This is a genomic window from Novosphingobium aerophilum (assembly GCF_014230305.1).
Classification (GTDB): domain Bacteria; phylum Pseudomonadota; class Alphaproteobacteria; order Sphingomonadales; family Sphingomonadaceae; genus Novosphingobium; species Novosphingobium aerophilum.
Genome location: NZ_JACLAU010000008.1, coordinates 49800 through 65524 on the forward strand (window position 1 = coordinate 49800; position 15725 = coordinate 65524).

Consider the following 15725-nt stretch of genomic DNA (forward strand, 5'->3'; position numbering starts at 1 on the left):
CGGGGCAGTCAGGGGCAAAGCGTCAGAACCGGGTCCGGAAGCCGACCGACACGATCCGCAGCAGCGGGCTGCCGGCGAAGGTGTCGTACCCCTGGGTCGAGGAGTAGAACGGCGGCTTGGTGTTGAACAGGTTCTGCACGTCGACATAGACCTGCGAGTCGGCCAGCGCCTTGGGCAGGTCCCACGCCAGGTGGAAATCGACCGTGGTATAGGCCTTGACCGGATCGCCGCCCGCGCCGGTGGGCACGCCGTTGACCGAGACCACCGGGTTGACCGCGGTTGCCGACCAGTTCTTGTACCCGCCCGTGTGGTTGACGAACAGGGTGCCCGAGACCGGGCCATAGGTCACCCCGACATCGCCGCGCAGGTCGAGCCGGATCGACGGGAAGGTGCCGTTGAAGCCGGTCGTGTTGAGCACGGAGAAGGTCGGCCCGCCCCCGAAGTTCTGATCGAACCGGGTCTTCAGCGACATCGCCGCGCCGAGGGTGAAGCTGCCCCAGTCGGTGTTGTGGCTGTAGCGGGCATCGGCATCGAGCCCTTCGACCTTCAGGTTCAGGACGTTCCGCTGGCGGAAGTCGTAGACGTAGTAGGTCGTCGCCGGGATCGAGGTGGTGAGCGGACGGGTGCCGACGATGTTGGCGATCTGCGCCGGGGTCGCCCCGGTGGGATAGACCGTCAGCAGGTTCTGGAGGCCCGCAATGTTGACCGCCGAGCCGGCCAGCGGCGCGGTCACGCCACCGGTGAACTCATTGTGCCAGAACGTAGCCGACAGGCGCAGCCCGGGCACGGCCTTGGGCGCGAAGTCGACCCCGATCGACCAGCTCGTGCCCTTCTGCGGGACCAGTTCGTTGTTGCCGCCGTTGATCTGCAACCCCTGGATGGTCGGCGTGCCGATGGTGCAGGTGGTGGTGTTGCACGACACGCCGGGGATGCTGGTCACCCCCGGATAGGCGGCGATCGGCACGGCCAGGTTGGTCGGCCCGCCGGCCACGCTGGTTTCCGCCGTGGTGCCGCGACCGTCGGCGCCGAAGCTGGTCAGCGCCGGAGCCACGAACGAGCGCGACCAGTTGCCGCGGATCTTCAGCCCTTCGATCACTTCCCAGTTGACGGCGATCTTCGGGTTGGTGGTCGAACCGAAGTCCGAATAGTCATCGACGCGGCCGGCGAAGTTGATGTCGAACGCATGCACCATCGGCACGCCCATGTCGGGCGAGACCAGCGGCAGCAGCACTTCGACGAAACCCGCCTTGACGTTGCGGCTGTAGTCGAGGTTGATCGTCGACGAACCGGTGCTGGCCGGCCCGATGCCGAGCGGCTGCGAGACGTTCTGGCGGATCGTGTAGCCGATGTACTCGCCGCCGAGCGCCAGCTTGGCCGCCCCGCCGGGCAGGGCGAACATGTCACCGCCGAGCTGCAGGCGATAGTTCTGCAGCCCCTGGCGGGTGAAGCGGTAGGTGGTCGTGTCGGTCAGCCGGGCACGCGTCGCGGCCGAGGTGCGGTTGGCCGCCCCGGCGTTCCACACGTCCAGCGCGTTGGCCGCGGTCAGCGGCAACTGGGTGACGATCAGCCCGGTCGCCGGCACCGAGATGGTGGTCAGGCTGCCGCCCTGGTTGGTCGTGCCGTTGAGGGCCAGCAGCGCGGCCGAGACGTTCAGGCGCCCGCTGTCGCGCACGAAGCTGTTCGAGAAGCCGACCGTCGCGCCGGCGGTGACGCTCCACGCATCCGACAGCTTGTACTCGGCCTTGGTGTTGACGAAGTAGTGTTCCTCACCGGATTCGATCTTCGCACCGGGGCCGAACAGGTCATCTCCCGAGAAGCGGACCTGTTGCGTGGTCGAGGTCTGCCCCGGCATGGCGACGTAGAACGGGTTGATCTGCCCAGCCCCGACCGTGGTGTTGCCCGGCCCGAACACCGTGGCGAGGATAGCCCCGCCGCCGGTCCCGGCCGTGCCGCGCGAGACGCGCTGCAGGTTCTTGCGGTTCGAATAGAGCACGTCGGCATTCAGGGTCAGGCGATCGCCCACTTCCTGCTGCGCCTTGACCATCAGGTTGTGGCGGCGTTCGCGCGGGATCTGGTCGACGTTCTGGTTGATATCGCAGAAGGCGTTGGCCTGGGCGTTGGACACCGGGTTGCCATAGGTCCGCGTCACCGGATCATAGCGGAAGATGTTGGTGGTGCCGCCTGGCTGGATCGAGGCCGGATCGCAGTTGAACGAGGCCAGGTTGGCGCGGTTCTGTGCGGTCGCGGTCGACAGGTCGAGCCCGGCCGCCGCCGCATCGGCGCGGTGGTCCGAGGCCAGGAAGCTGCGGTCGGCGACGCGCAGCGGATCGCGGTGCGAATAGTTGTAGCCTGCGGTCAGCCAGCCGGTGCTCCAGCTATGGCCGGCGACGACGCCGGTCTGGAAGGTGCGGTACTTGTCGCCGAAGCCGGCCTGGCCGGTGACCTGCACGCCATCGAACTTGCGGCGGGTGATGAAGTTGATCACGCCGGCGACCGCGTCCGAGCCATAGACCGACGAGGCGCCTTCGGGCAGGACCTCGACCCGTTCGATCATGTTGGCGGGCACCATGTTGGGATCGCCCAGCGCGTGGTTCACGCCCGACAGGGGCATGCGGTGCCCGTCGATGATGTTGAGCGTGGAGTTCGAGGCCGAAGCGCCCAGCCCGTGGATGGTCGGGGCATTGGTGCCCGACTGGCTGGCCGAGCCGAACGAGCCCTGGCCGACCGCCCCGAGGCCGACCACTGCGGGAACCGAGCGGAGGATCTGCTGCACGGTCTGGGCGTTGGTCTTCTCGATCAGGTCACGGCTGACGCTGATCAGGTTGGAGCCGACCGGGGCCACACCCTTGATGCTCGAACCGGTGACGACGATCTCTTCAGCGGCGGCGGCGTCATCGGACTTGGCATTCGGAGCCGACTGCGCCTGGGCAGCGGTAGCGGCACAGAGTGACAGCGCGAGCACGGAACTGCAGGCCGCAAGGCGGTACTTGATCATGGTAACCCCTCCCATTTTCTGTTTGCTGGGTCATCGCCCGGACAGAGGCGACTCCCTTGGTGACGATTGTTATGTGAACCAGTTAGTACATGTCAACGTGCAAACGCACCCGCGCGGCCTGGCACGGGTGCGTCGCGGCGTCAGTCGATGGAGACCCGCTCGACCGGGCCGAGCAGGAACAGGTAGGCCAGGGCGCCGACCACGCCGAGCGCCCCGATATAGGCCAGCGCGCCATAGAAGCTGCCGGTGGCGCCGACCACGAAGCCGACCACCAGCGGGGTGATGATCCCGGCCAGGTTGGTGAAGAAGTTGAACAGGCCGCCGGTGAGCCCCATCATCTCACGCGGGGCGACATCGGACAGCAGCGTCCAGCCGAGCCCGGCCAGGCCCTGCCCGAAGAAGGCCAGCGACATGATCGCGATCACTGCGGCGTTGCTCTCCAGCACGTTCGCCAGCATCATCGAGGCGCACAGCAACAGGCCGGCGATGATCGGGGCCTTGCGCCCGATCGAGGGCGAGCCGGTCCGCTGGATCAGCCAGTCCGAGGCGACTCCGCCCAGCATGACCCCCAGCGAGGCGGCCAGGTAAGGCAGGGAGACCATGAAGCCCGACTTGATGAAGTCCATCCCGCGCTCTTCGGCAAGATAGCTCGGGAACCAGGTCAGGAAGAACACGAGCGTCGAGTTGCTGCAGAACTGGCCGATCGAGGCCCCGGCGATCTGGCGGGTGGTGACAAGACGGCGCACCCGCGCCCACGAGAAGGCCAGGCTGGGCGCGCCGGCCGAAAAGCCCCCGCCCGCGGCGATCAGGTCGCGCTCGGCCTGGTTGGCCCTGGGGCTCTCGTTCGGCTCGCGATAGATCGCGTGGAACACGAAGGCAAAGGCGATGCCCAGGCCGCCGACGACCCAGAACAGCGAACGCCAGCCGAAGTGCCCCATGACCCAGGCGAGCACAGGGATCAGAAAGCCCAGGCCGATGTATTCGCCCACGGTATAGACCCCGGTGGCCTTGGCGCGTTCCTGCTGCGGGAACCAGGTCGACAAGACCCGGCTGTTGGCGGGAAAGCACGGCGCTTCGGCGATGCCGAGCGCGAGCCGGGCGGAGACGAGCCCGGCGACGCTGGTCATGAAGCCGTGGATCGCCGTCGCCAGCGACCACAGCCCGAGCGACAGGGCATAGGTCAGGCGGGTGCCCAGCCGATCGATCACATAGCCCCCCGGGATCTGCGCCAGTGCGTAGGTCCACGAAAAGGCGGAGAAGATCAGGCCCATGACTTCCGGCGAGATCTTCAGTTCGGCGACCAGTGCGGGCTTGGCGACGCCCATCACCGACCGGTCGAGGTAATTGATCAGCGTGGCCATGCTGATCAGCATAAGGATGCCAAGGCGGGCGCGGGTCGGCTTCATGCGCCGCGCCCGCTGCGCCAGATCAGGTGCTGCACCGCCAGCGGATAGCCGTGGACGCCCAGCCCCGAGACGATCCCGGTGACCACCTGGGTCATGATCGAGCGCGAGCGCCACTCGGCCTCGCGCCGGTGGATGTTCGAGATGTGCACCTCGACCACCGGGCAGTCGACCAGCTTGAGGGCGTCGAGCACCGGATAGGCGGCATAAGTGAAGGCCGCGGGGTTGATGACGATCCCGGCCAGGCCCTTGCGGCCCTGCTGGATCCAGTCGACCATCTCGTGCTCGGCATTGGTCTGGCGGAAGTCGATCGCGAAGCCGGCGGGCTCGGCCGCGGCGCGGCACATCGCCTCCACATCGGCGAGCGTCTCATGGCCGTAGATCTCGGGCTCGCGTTCGCCCAACAGGTTGAGGTTCGGTCCGCTGAGGACCAGAATCGTCTTTGCCATCGCTCCCCCGTAAGCCTCGTTCCCTGACGCTCGCTGATGGCGTTCTAGCGAAACCGTCTTGCCAAGCAAACCGTTATGTACGAACTAGTCCATAAAATTGGCAAGACCACCATATTGCTTGGGAGAAGCGCAATGTCACCGCGTCGCCTCGTGCTGGCCTCGGCGTTGCTGTCGGGAGCCCTATGGGCCGGGGCCGGGCTGGCGGCGCCGGCCGGGGAATGGCAGACCTATGGGCACGACAAGGGCGGACAGCGCCACTCGCCCCTGCGCCAGATCACCCCCGCCAATGTCGCCTCGCTCAAGCCGGCTTGGACCTATCACATGCGGCCGGAGAGCACGGCCACGGCCGGGACGCCCGACGCCAATGCCGAGGCCCAGCGCAGCGCCGAGGGTGGCGCCCCGGTGCCGGGCCGCGCCGGCCGCAGCCGTTTTGCCGGATCGCAGGTCACCCCGCTGGTGGTGGGCGGGCGCATGTTCATCACCACGCCCTACGGCCGGGTGGTGGCGCTCGACCCGGCGACCGGCAAGGAGCTGTGGGTCACCCCGATCCCCGGTCCGGGCCAGCCCAGCCTGCGCGGGGTGGAATACTGGCCGGGTGACGGCAAGCTCGCCCCGCGGATCGTGTTCGGCACGCGGGACGGCCGCCTGATCGCGCTCGATGCCGCGACCGGCCATTTCGCCCAGGGCTTCGGGACCAGCGGCGTGGTCGACATGAAAACGCCCGAGGTGCTGCAGGGCGCCGCGGCCCGCTTCTATGGCATGACCAGCCCGCCGATCGTGTTCGGCAACCTGGTCATCACCGGCTCGGCGGTGCAGGAGTTCCCGCCCCGCGGCGCCGCGGGCGACGTGCGCGCCTGGGACGTGCGCACCGGCCGGCTGCTGTGGACCTTCCATTCGGTGCCGCGCCCGGGCGAACCCGGCCATGACACCTGGGAACCCGGCAGCGCCGACAAGCGATCGGGCGTCAACGCCTGGGGCTTCCTCACCGTCGATCAGGCGCGCGGCATCGTCTACATGCCGTTCGGCGCCCCGGCCTTCGATCGCTATGGCGGCGACCGCAAGGGTGACAACCTCTACGGCACCTCGCTGGTCGCCGCCGATGCGCGGACCGGCAAGTACCTGTGGCACTTCCAGGTGGTCCATCACGACATCTGGGACAACGATCTGCAGGCCCCCCCGCTCCTGTTCGACTGGACCGGCAAGGACGGGCGCAAGCGTCCGGCCGTGGCGGTGGTGTCGAAGAACGGGCTGCTGTTCGTGCTCGACCGGGTGACCGGCAAGCCGCTGCTGCCCGTGGCCGAGCGGCCGGTTCCGGCCAGCCAGGTCCCGGGCGAGCAGACGGCGCCCACCCAGCCGATGCCGCTCGCCACCCCGCCGCTGGCGCGGACCGGCTTCAGCCTGGCCGAGATCGCCGACCTCACCCCCGAGCTCAAGCAGGGCTGCACCGACTGGATCACGAAGAACGCGATGAAGCCCGGCGCGCTTTACGTGCCGGTGGGTTTCAATGAGGTGACGATCTCGTTCCCCGGGCTGCAGGGCGGCGCCAACTGGGGCGGGGCGACCTTCGATCCCGCGCGGGGCCTGCTGCTGGTCAACACCAGCGACCTGGGCCAGGTCACCGCGCTGGTCCCCTCGACCGGGCCCCTGCCCTATGAGCGGGGCCCGGTCAGCGGCCGGTTCAAGCTGGAGGGCACGCGGCTGCTGTGCCAGGCCCCGCCGTGGGGGCGGCTCAGCGCGGTCGACGTCCGCACCGGGGCGATCCGCTGGCAAGTGCCGCTGGGGGTGACCGACGAACTGCCCGAGGCCGTGCGCCTGACCGGCCGCCCCAACATCGGCGGCGCGATTACCACCGCCAGCGGCCTGACCTTCATCGGCGCCTCGGACGATTCGCGCTTCCGGGCCTATGAGACGGCCACGGGCAAGCTGCTGTGGGAGACCCGCCTTGGCGCCGCCGCCCATGCCACGCCGATCACCTACACCGACGTCGGTGGGCGGCAGCTGGTGGCGATCACCGCCACCGGCGGATCGTTCCTCGACAGTCCGCTGGCCTCGGACACGATCACCGCCTTTGCCCTCCCGGAGGACCGCAAATGATCCGTCGCACGCTCTGCGCCCTAGCCCTCGCTGCCGCGCTGATGGGGCAAACCCCACCCCCGGCCGCGCCCCAGCCCGAGCGCCGGCCCCCGCCGGGCTATCAGGATCCCTATGCCGGCAAGAAGCGCCTGCTGATCGTCGCCGACCTGTCGACCGGCAACCAGTCCGCCCACATGGCGGTGAGCCACGCGGTCGCGGTGATCGAACAGTTGGGCCGCGAATCCGGCGCCTATGTTGCCTTCATCCGCACCGACACCGATTGGGTGACCAAGGGCGAGACCTGGGGCAAGGGCAACTATGCCAAGGGCGGCAGGAGCCAGGCGCGGGGCAAGAACCTCGACTACTTCGACGCGGTGCTGTTCTACACCAACGGCGAAACGAACATGACCCCCGAGCAGAAGCAGGACCTGCTCGACTATGTCGCCAAGGACGGCAAGGGCTTCATCGGCGTCCATACCGCCACCGCCACGGCCTATGCCTGGCCCGAATATGGCGAGATGCTGGGCGGGGTGTTCGACAACCATCCCTGGATGATCGCCGAGGCCAAGGTGATCGTCGAGCGCCCGGACTTTCCGGCGATGAAGGGCTGGAAAACCGGGATGGTGTTCCGCGACGAGCACTACCAGATGCGCCCCGCACCCTATTCGCGCGACAAGGTCGACGTGCTGGCTCGGCTCGATCCGGCCAGCGTCGACCTCAAGGCGCCGATGGTCCACCGCACCGATGCGGACTTCCCGGTGGCCTGGATCAAGTCCTACGGCGCGGGCCGGGTGTTCTACACCGGGCTGGGCCACACCGACGCGTCATGGGACGATCCCCGGGTGCGGACCATGACGCTCGAGGCGATCAAATGGGCCATCAACGGCGGCCAGACGCCGCGGCCGCATCCGCTGCCGATGGGAAAGTAGGCTACGTGGTCAGGGTCCTGGCGGATGAGTGGCAAGGTGGGGTGGGAGCGGTCGTTGAGCGAGAGCTGCGGATGGATGTGCCATGAAGCCTGTCCCATATCCCCAACCCCGCTCAGGCTGAGCCTGTCGAAGCCCACGCGCCGACGCCGGCCCCAAGCTCCCGCGACCATGCCTCCAGATGGAATCGCTGCGAACACCCACCTGAGCCGTCGCGCGTGGCCTTCGACAAGCTCAGGCTGAGCGGGCTTTGTTTATTTCGAGTTTCCATTTCTCACGTCCGCAACAGGGCGCCAGCGGTGGTTCGACGATGTCGACGCGGCCCATGGCAGCGCAACGGCCCGGCGCTCAGCCTTTCGCCGGGCCGTAGTTGCGCGTCAGGTAATCGACGATGGTATCGTAGTCCTTGTCCTCGACCGGGGCGCCGCGGCTGATCATCTGGTCGACGAGCTGGGCCCAGGCCTCGCTGTCGAGGTGCTTGCCGGTGATCAGGCTGGGGGCATGGCACTGCCCGCAAGCCGCTGCCGTCACCTCGCGCCCCGGCCCCGGCGCAAAGGCGGCGAGGACCTGGGCGGGATCCAGTGGCGGCGGCGGTGCGGCCTGCGCCGGAACCGGCTCCGCCCGCAGCAGCAGCACTCCGGCCAGCAGCGAGGCACCAAGGAGCAGGAGCGACCGGCTCATCGCGTCCCCGGGGCAGCCGGCATGTCGAGCTGCCGGTGCAGGAAATCGAAGCTGGCATTGACGGCACGCAGGGTGGCGGCGCGGGTCTCGGCCGGGGTCTTGCCCATGAAGCTGTGGTCCACCCCGGGAATGTAGATCGCGCTGACCGGAACCCCCGCGGCCTTCATCCGCTCTTCCAGCAGGTGCGACTGCTCCACCGGGACCGTCTTGTCCTCGGTCCCGTGGATCAGCAGCGTCGGCGGATCGCTGCGATCAAGGTAGGTGACCGGGCTAACCAGCGCCAGCTTGTCCGCCGGACAGCCGCCGGTGCAGCCCAGCAGCCCCTCGATCCCGCCGTCCCGTCCGCTCGGGCGCTGGGCGGCCAGGGCAGTGGCATCATAGACCCCGTACCAGCCGACGAAGGCCTGGACGCACTCACTGCCCGCCGGCGCCTTGGTGCCATCGGGATCGAGCCGCGCGTCGCCGCAGGACAGGGCGAGCAGACCGGCGAGATGCGCCCCGGCCGAGCCGCCGATCACCCCGGTGCGGGCCGGATCGATGCCGAAGCGGTCGGCATTGGCCTTGAGGAAACGCAAGGCCGCGCGCACGTCATGACCCTGGGCCGGGAAGGCGGCCTCGCGCGCATGGCGATACTCGATCGCGGCGACCACGAAGCCCTCGCCCGCCAGCCGCGCCAACAGGGCGGGCAGATCGGCGATCGCGCCGAAGTGGCGGCTGTCGCTGTTCATCCAGCCCCCGCCATGGACATAGAGGATCAGGGGTTTGGGCCCGGCCTTGCGCGGCGGCATGTAGAGATCGAGCGTCAGGCGCCGCCAGCCGGAGATCGCGGCATAGCGCAGGTCGGCGTGCGAGGTCACCCCGCCGGGCCAGGTCTTGACCGCGCCGGGGTTGAGATCGTCCGACAGGGGACGGTCCGCCACGACAAAGGTCCGTTCCGGCGCCGCCGAGGCCGGCAGGGCGGCACACGCCATGGCAGCCGCAGCGGCAACGATTGTCAGGGCTCTGGCCATCTCCCGCACCTCTCCCGTCATATTATGCGCACCAGTTCGTACATAATTTGGCAGGCACGGACAAGGGCTGTGGAGGGGCTGTGGAGGGACCGCCGGCCCCATCGCGCGTGCAACCCGCCGCAGGGGGGGATCAGGCCCGGGTCACCCAGCTCAGCACGCAGCCGATGATCAGCTCCCGCCGTTTGGCGCGGACCGTGGGTTCGGCGAAATCGACCCCGAAATTGTGCAGGAAGGTGTGGCGGTTCGATACGCTGTAGAAGCTCAGCGCGCTGATCATCGCGTGAAGATCGACCGGATCGATCCCGGCCCGGAACACCCCGGCCTCGACCCCCTTGTCCAGGATCGCGCCCAGCGACGCGATGATCGTGCTGTTGCGCTGCTTCATGCTGGCGATCTGGGCGATATGCTCGCCGTAATGAACGTTCTCGTTCATCACCAGGCGCACGAAATCGGGATTTTCGAAGTGATAGTCGACATTGTGCCCGATGATCGCCCGCAGGGCCTCGGCCGGCGGCAGGTTCTCGAACCGCGCGTCCTGTTCCTGGGCGCGGATCCGTTCGTAGGCCCGTTCCAGCACGGCCCGGTAAAGCTCGTCCTTGCCGCCGAAATAGTAATAGATCATCCGCTTGGACGAAGCGGTCTTGTCGGCAATCTCGTCGATCCGCGCGCCGGCCAGCCCCTTGTCGGCGAATTCACGCGTGGCGACCTGCAGGATATTGTCCCGCGTCTCGGCCGCTTCCCGGCTGCGCTTGCTGTCTTTCCTGCCCTCGGCCAAGGCGGCACCCCTTGCGATCACCGGCCCTCTATGGCCGATTGGCCCCATTGCGCAATAGGCTGGCCACACCCGGCGGTCAGGGCAGCGGCTCCACCCGGTAGCGGGATTGCGCGGCGAGGCGGATCGGGGCGTTGGGGGCGCCATAGCCCTCGTAGCCCGATCGCTCGACGAATTCGAAGAAGAAGCTCTTGTTGAAGGCCCGGCTGTAGAACTGGCGATAGCGGTTGCCGCGGGCATCCTCGTCAACCAGGATGTCGAGCTCACGCAGGGTGGCACTTTCCGCGGGGGACAGGCCGAACCGGGCGCGGGCATCGTCCTGATAGTTGGCCGGGATGGGCAGGCAGCCCAGCCCCCGCGCCCGGACCGCGCGGGCCAGGGCGGGCAGGTCGCCGGCATGGAACGCCAGATGCTGGAACCCCGCCCCGAAGGTCTGGCTGAGGAAGCGCGAGGACAGGGCGTCGCGGGCATCCGTGGCGTTCATCGTCAGGCGGAAGGTGCCGGATGCATTCTGGATCGCCTGGCTCACGACCAGCCCGTTGGGATCGATCACGTCCTGGGCCTCCTGCACCTGCACGTCGAACAGGGCGCGCCAGTACAACTGCCACGACAGGAACTCGTCGTTGTGGACCGCCACGGCGAGGTGGTCGAACCCCTCGATCGCGCCCTCGCCCGCTGGCTCGACCGGGACAAGGTCGAACTCGCTGGCCCAGATCGCCTCGGCCGAACCATGATCGAGGACATAGACAAGACTGCCCCCAACCCCGCGGATCGCCGGCATCGAGGGGATGTCGGTCACCTCGGTCTTGCCGCCAAGGGCCTCGGCCCGGCGGATCGCGGCGGCGCTGTTGCGCACCACCAGGCCAATCGCGCAGATCGCCGTACCATGAGTCAGCCGGTAGGCGCGGGCGAAGCCGTCATCCGCGAAGTTCAGGACCAGATTGGTCGTCCCGCACCGCCACAGGGTGACCTGCTTGCTGCGGTGACGGCCGGCGCAGGCGAAGCCCATCGCCGCGATGGTCTGCTCCAGCGCGGTGCGATCCTCGGGCGCGACGGCGAATTCGACGAATTCCACGCCCAGGATTTCGGCCTTGCCCGGCATGCGGGTGGGCTGACCCAGGTTGCGGGCGGCGGCATCGCGCAGGGCATTGAGCGAGCGCACCCCGTCGCGTGCCACCAGGGCAGCCGAGGTGGACCGGAACCGGTCGTTGAAGATCTCGAGGCTGAGCGGACCGGTGTAGCCGATCCGCGTCAGCTCGGTGACATAGCCTTCCACGTCGAACCCGCCCTGCCCCGGCAGGTTGCGGAAATGACGGCTCCAGTAGAGCCGGTTCATGTCGAGGACGGGCGCGTCGGCCAGTTGGACGTAGACGATTTTCGCCGGATCGATCTCGCGGATCGATTCGTTCGGGACCGCCCGGGCCAGCGAATGGAAGCTGTCGAGCAGCAGGCCGAAATGGGGATGATCGACCTCGCGGACGATGTCCCAGGCCACCCGGTGGTCCCACACGTGCGTCGCCCAGGCCAGCGCCTCGTAGCCGACCAGCAGGCCACGGTCGGCGGCGATCTCGCCCACCTCGCGCAGGTCGGCGACGATCCGGGGACGATCGTCCGAGGCCAGGGGCGAGCAATTCGAACAGAGCAGCAGACGATCGCAGCCAAGCTCGGCCATCACGTCGAACTTCTGCCGCAGCCGGTCGAAGGCCCGGGCCCGGAGCGGGTCGGGCATGCCTTCCAGATCCCGGAACGGCTGATAGAGCGAGCAGGTCAGCCCGAGATCGCCGATCAGCGTCCGGGTCTCCCGGGCGGACAGGGGCGAGGCGAGGAAATCGACATCGAAGATCTCGATCTCGTCGAACCCCGCCGCCGCCGCCGCACGGATCTTGTCCTCGAGCGTGCCGCTCAGCGAAACGGAGGCAATGGCGTTGGTCACGTCGGTCTCCAGCAGGCGGTCGGCGGCACGCCGCCAGGGATCAGTCGCGCGGGGTGGTCGGTCGCGGCGCGGGGCCGCCAGCCGGCTTGTGTGCGGCCAGCCAGGCCTGTCCCGTCACGTTGAGCGGCTTCACCGAAACGCTGTCGCCCAGCCACAACAGCGTATCGTTCTTTGCGGTCCAGGGCTTCCACGGCATGGCCGCCGTGTCCGGGCTGCCGGTCTCGGCCATGGCGATCAGGGCGGTCATCATCCGGCTCGACAGGGTGCGGTCCCACTCGGTCCACTGACGGGTCTGGCGGAACATGTTGTACTTGTCCTGGGTGCCGAGCCAGTAGGGAATGTCCGCGGTGTGGTAAGCGCCGACCGTCGCCGTGTCCTGATCGGCCAGCCGCACGCCCGGGACATAGGGGTGGCGGCGGGTGTACTCGTTGATCCACACCGGGACGCCGTGCCCCGCGACCTCGACCGCACAGGCACGGGCGTTCGCCGCCAGTCCGGCATCCTGCGCAGCGCGGCGCGCGGTAGCCCGCACGTCGGCATCGGTCTTGACCGGGTAGAGCTTGAGGAAGGCCGGGGCATCGGCCCCGAACAGTTGCCCGGCCGCGGCATTGTAGTCGGCCACGGTGCTGGCCCCGGTCAGTGCTCCGAAGCCGAACGACAGGTCATCCTCGTTGAAGCCGGCGATCATCGGCACCTTGGCGAAGTTTCCCGCGGCGACCGCCTCTGCGGCCTGCTGGGGCAGGACCCGTCCGTCGATGATCGGTCCGGAGATGCGCACGCCGCTGACCGACAGGCCAAGCTGGGTTTCGGACTGCACAGCGAGGATGCGGTCGGCCGGCACATTGCGCAGCGCCGCCAGGTTCTTCGCGCCGAGCCGTTCCTGCAGTGCCAACCCGACCTTCTCGGCATCGGCCAGCGTGGCCTTGGGCGCGCGCAGGTTGCACCCGCTCGACATCACCGCAGCGCGGAACAGCCCGCGTGCCGCCGGGGACAGGATCTGCGCGGCGACCGATCCGGCCCCGGCCGATTGCCCCATGATCAGCACCTTGTCGGGATCGCCGCCGAAGGCCGCAATGTTGTCGCGAATCCAGCGCAGCGCCAGGGTCTGGTCCATCAGCCCATAGTTGCCCGAGGCCCCGCCCTGCTCGGCGGTCAGTTCGGGGTGGGCAAGGAAACCCATCGCCCCGACACGGTAGTTGAAGTTGACGAAGACCGCGCCGGCCTTGGCCATGGCCTCGCCATCGTAGTTGGCCATGCCGGACGAACCGATGGTGAAACCGCCGCCATAGATGAACACCACCACCGGCCGCTTGGCCCCGGCCTTGACCCCGGGCGGCGCCCAGATGTTCATGGTCAGGCAGTCCTCGCCGGTCGCCTCTTCCCCGAAATAGTGGTTGATGTCGTGCGGGCGGAGCACCTGGATGCAGGCCGGCCCCTTGCGATCGGCGTTGAACACCCCCGACCAGGCCGACGGCTGCGGCGGCGCCCAGCGCAGATCGCCGACCGGCGGCTTGGCGAAGGGGATGCCCAGCCAGGCGCTGACCCCGGATGGCAGAGCCGTTCCGGCAACCTGGCCGCTGCTGGTCTGAACCGGCCCGGACATCAACGCGTGCATCGACTTGTCGCTCTGCGCCGCGGCCATCGAACCGACCAGCGCCACCCCGACCGCCACTCCCAGGATCTTCGGATTCATGGCTATTTCTCCCGAACACGGGCTCCATCCGCTGCGGCGGAACGGTCCCTTTTGCCGCAAGGCATACGCCGTTTGATCGCAAAGGCAATATCATGAACTAAATGGTTCATACACATTTTGGCAAGGCCGGTGGTCGGTCCCGGCCCAGGGGCAGGCGGCCACTGGAGCCATCGTGCCGGACGGGACCGGGTCTGGCCTTGACCACAATTCGATGCCATCCCCGGCCGACGGACCGCCGTGCCGGTTCCGGCCTGGTGCCCCGAGGAGAATGCGTCTTGCCCCATCGCAGCTCAGCCACGGTCGATCTCGACGATTTCGATCGCAAGATCATTGCCGCGCTGAGGCGGGACGGCCGCATGCCGGTCACCGCCCTGGCCGAGCAGGTCGGCCTCTCCAAGACCCCCTGCCAGGTGCGGCTCAAGCGTCTGGTCGACAGCGGCGTGATCCGCGGCTTCACCGCCCTGATCGACGGGGCCAAGATCGGGCTGGACCATATCGCCTTCACCGAGGTCAAACTGTCCGACACCCGCGACCAGGCGCTGCAGGAATTCAATGCGGCGGTTCACCGGATCCCCGAAATCGAGGAGTGCCACATGATCGCGAGCAGCTTCGACTATCTGCTCAAGGTGCGGACCTCCGACATCAGGAAGTACCGGTCGGTGCTGGGCGAGAAGATCAGCGCCCTTCCCCATGTCGCCCAGACATCGACCTTCGTCGCGATGGAAACGGTCAAGGACTGAACGGTTCGGAGCAAGGCGAGCTCCGGCCAATCAGGCCGCGACCACCGACGATCCCCGCACCACCAGCTCATGGGGCAGCACCACCTGCCGTTCGGACAGACCACGCTGGTGCAGCTCGGCATCCATCATCCGCATGGCGGTTTCCCCGATGCCCGCGGTGGGCTGGCGGATCGTGGTCAGCGGCGGCGTGGCGAAGGCTCCGAAGCGCAGATCGTCGAAGCCGACCACGGCCAGCTCGCCCGGCACCGACAGCCCGGCGGTGACCGCGGCGCGGATGGCCCCGATCGCCATCTCGTCATTGGCGCAGAACACCGCGTCGGGCCGCCGGGGTCCGCTCAGCAGGCGTTGCATGCCTTCATGCCCCGATTCGACCGAGAAGTTGCCCTCGACGACCGCCTCTTCGTCGGCGGTCATGCCCGCCCGCTGCAGGGCCGCGCGAAATCCGGCCAGGCGATCCATCGCCAGCGGGTTGGCCAACGGGCCGGTGATCGTCGCGATCCGCTGCCGGCCGGTCCGGATCAGATGGTCGGCAGCAGCCTCGGCGGCGGCGGCATTGTCGATCGTCACGCTGGGACAGTCGAGCCCGTCATACCGTTCGCAGGCCAGCACCAGCGGGATGGGTACCGGGCGACCGGCTTCGAAGGCGGACCGGACCGGCGTGGGAAGCAGCGAGCCGAGCAGGATCAACCCATCGGCGAGCCGCGCCGTGACCATGTCGGCATAGTGGTCGAGCCGCTCCTGCCTGCCCTGGGTTTCGCCGATGAGCACACGGTAGCCCAGCTCATGCGCGACGTTCTCGATGCTCTGGATGATCCCCGAGAAGAACGGGTTGTCGATCGCGGGCACGATCACGATGATCGCCTCGGCCCGCGGCCGGCGCAGTTGCTGCGCGATCGCGTTGGGCACATAGCTCAGTTCGGCGATTGCGGCATGGACCCGGTCACGCTTGTCCCGCCGGACCGCCTCGGGTTCGCGCAGGGTGCGCGACACGGTGGTCACCGAGACCCCGGCGTGGCGAGCGATATCCCGGATGGTCGTCACGACGGCCTG

Annotated in this window: 12 protein-coding genes; 3 read left to right on the plus strand and 9 right to left on the minus strand. The window is 68.3% G+C overall.

The genetic code is table 11. The features are described 5' to 3' along the window. Positions 1-22 precede the first annotated feature (22 nt). The 3 genes from H7F49_RS07765 to H7F49_RS07775 form a co-directional block, all read right to left on the minus strand. Positions 23-2995 (minus strand): TonB-dependent receptor plug domain-containing protein, encoded by a 2973-nt coding sequence (locus H7F49_RS07765; RefSeq protein ID WP_185683016.1) that lies wholly within the window; start codon positions 2993-2995, stop codon positions 23-25. Positions 2996-3135: 140 nt separating this feature from the next. Then, positions 3136-4401 (minus strand): MFS transporter, encoded by a 1266-nt coding sequence (locus tag H7F49_RS07770; protein WP_185683017.1) that lies wholly within the window; start codon positions 4399-4401, stop codon positions 3136-3138. After that, a complete protein-coding gene (locus H7F49_RS07775) occupies positions 4398-4847 on the minus strand; it encodes a type II 3-dehydroquinate dehydratase (RefSeq protein ID WP_185683018.1) in 450 nt (149 codons plus the stop codon). Before H7F49_RS07775 ends, H7F49_RS07770 begins: the two co-directional genes overlap by 4 nt. A 132-nt stretch (positions 4848-4979) precedes the next feature. Here H7F49_RS07775 and H7F49_RS07780 point away from each other — a divergent pair, with 132 nt between their 5' ends. Then, the gene (locus tag H7F49_RS07780) at positions 4980-6941 is read left to right on the plus strand and encodes a pyrroloquinoline quinone-dependent dehydrogenase (RefSeq protein ID WP_235982003.1); all 1962 of its coding nucleotides are present in this window, start codon (positions 4980-4982) and stop codon (positions 6939-6941) included. After that, the gene (locus tag H7F49_RS07785) at positions 6938-7849 is read left to right on the plus strand and encodes a ThuA domain-containing protein (RefSeq protein ID WP_185683020.1); all 912 of its coding nucleotides are present in this window, start codon (positions 6938-6940) and stop codon (positions 7847-7849) included. Before H7F49_RS07780 ends, H7F49_RS07785 begins: the two co-directional genes overlap by 4 nt. Before the next feature lie 345 nt (positions 7850-8194). On the opposite strand, the gene H7F49_RS07790 is transcribed toward H7F49_RS07785, so the two are convergent. The 5 genes from H7F49_RS07790 to H7F49_RS07810 form a co-directional block, all read right to left on the minus strand. Next, the gene (locus H7F49_RS07790; RefSeq protein WP_185683021.1) at positions 8195-8527 is read right to left on the minus strand and encodes a hypothetical protein; all 333 of its coding nucleotides are present in this window, start codon (positions 8525-8527) and stop codon (positions 8195-8197) included. Further along, complete coding sequence (locus H7F49_RS07795) at positions 8524-9498, minus strand: alpha/beta hydrolase (RefSeq protein ID WP_185683022.1); 975 nt, start codon at positions 9496-9498, stop codon at positions 8524-8526. The genes H7F49_RS07790 and H7F49_RS07795 overlap by 4 nt, the downstream gene beginning before the upstream one ends. Before the next feature lie 169 nt (positions 9499-9667). After that, positions 9668-10312, minus strand: a complete 645-nt coding sequence (locus H7F49_RS07800) for a TetR family transcriptional regulator (protein WP_235982004.1) — start codon at positions 10310-10312, stop codon at positions 9668-9670. Between the two features lie 76 nt (positions 10313-10388). Next, positions 10389-12242, minus strand: a complete 1854-nt coding sequence (locus H7F49_RS07805) for a bifunctional sugar phosphate isomerase/epimerase/4-hydroxyphenylpyruvate dioxygenase family protein (protein WP_185683024.1) — start codon at positions 12240-12242, stop codon at positions 10389-10391. Between the two features lie 40 nt (positions 12243-12282). Then, on the minus strand, positions 12283-13935 hold the full coding sequence (locus tag H7F49_RS07810; RefSeq protein WP_185683025.1) for a carboxylesterase/lipase family protein: 1653 nt from the start codon (positions 13933-13935) through the stop codon (positions 12283-12285). A 275-nt stretch (positions 13936-14210) separates the two neighbouring features. Between H7F49_RS07810 and H7F49_RS07815 the strand changes: the two genes are divergently transcribed. After that, positions 14211-14675, plus strand: coding sequence for an Lrp/AsnC family transcriptional regulator (locus tag H7F49_RS07815; RefSeq protein ID WP_185683026.1), 465 nt, complete (start codon positions 14211-14213; stop codon positions 14673-14675). Positions 14676-14705: 30 nt separating this feature from the next. On the opposite strand, the gene H7F49_RS07820 is transcribed toward H7F49_RS07815, so the two are convergent. After that, complete coding sequence (locus H7F49_RS07820) at positions 14706-15716, minus strand: LacI family DNA-binding transcriptional regulator (protein WP_185683027.1); 1011 nt, start codon at positions 15714-15716, stop codon at positions 14706-14708. Positions 15717-15725 lie beyond the last annotated feature (9 nt).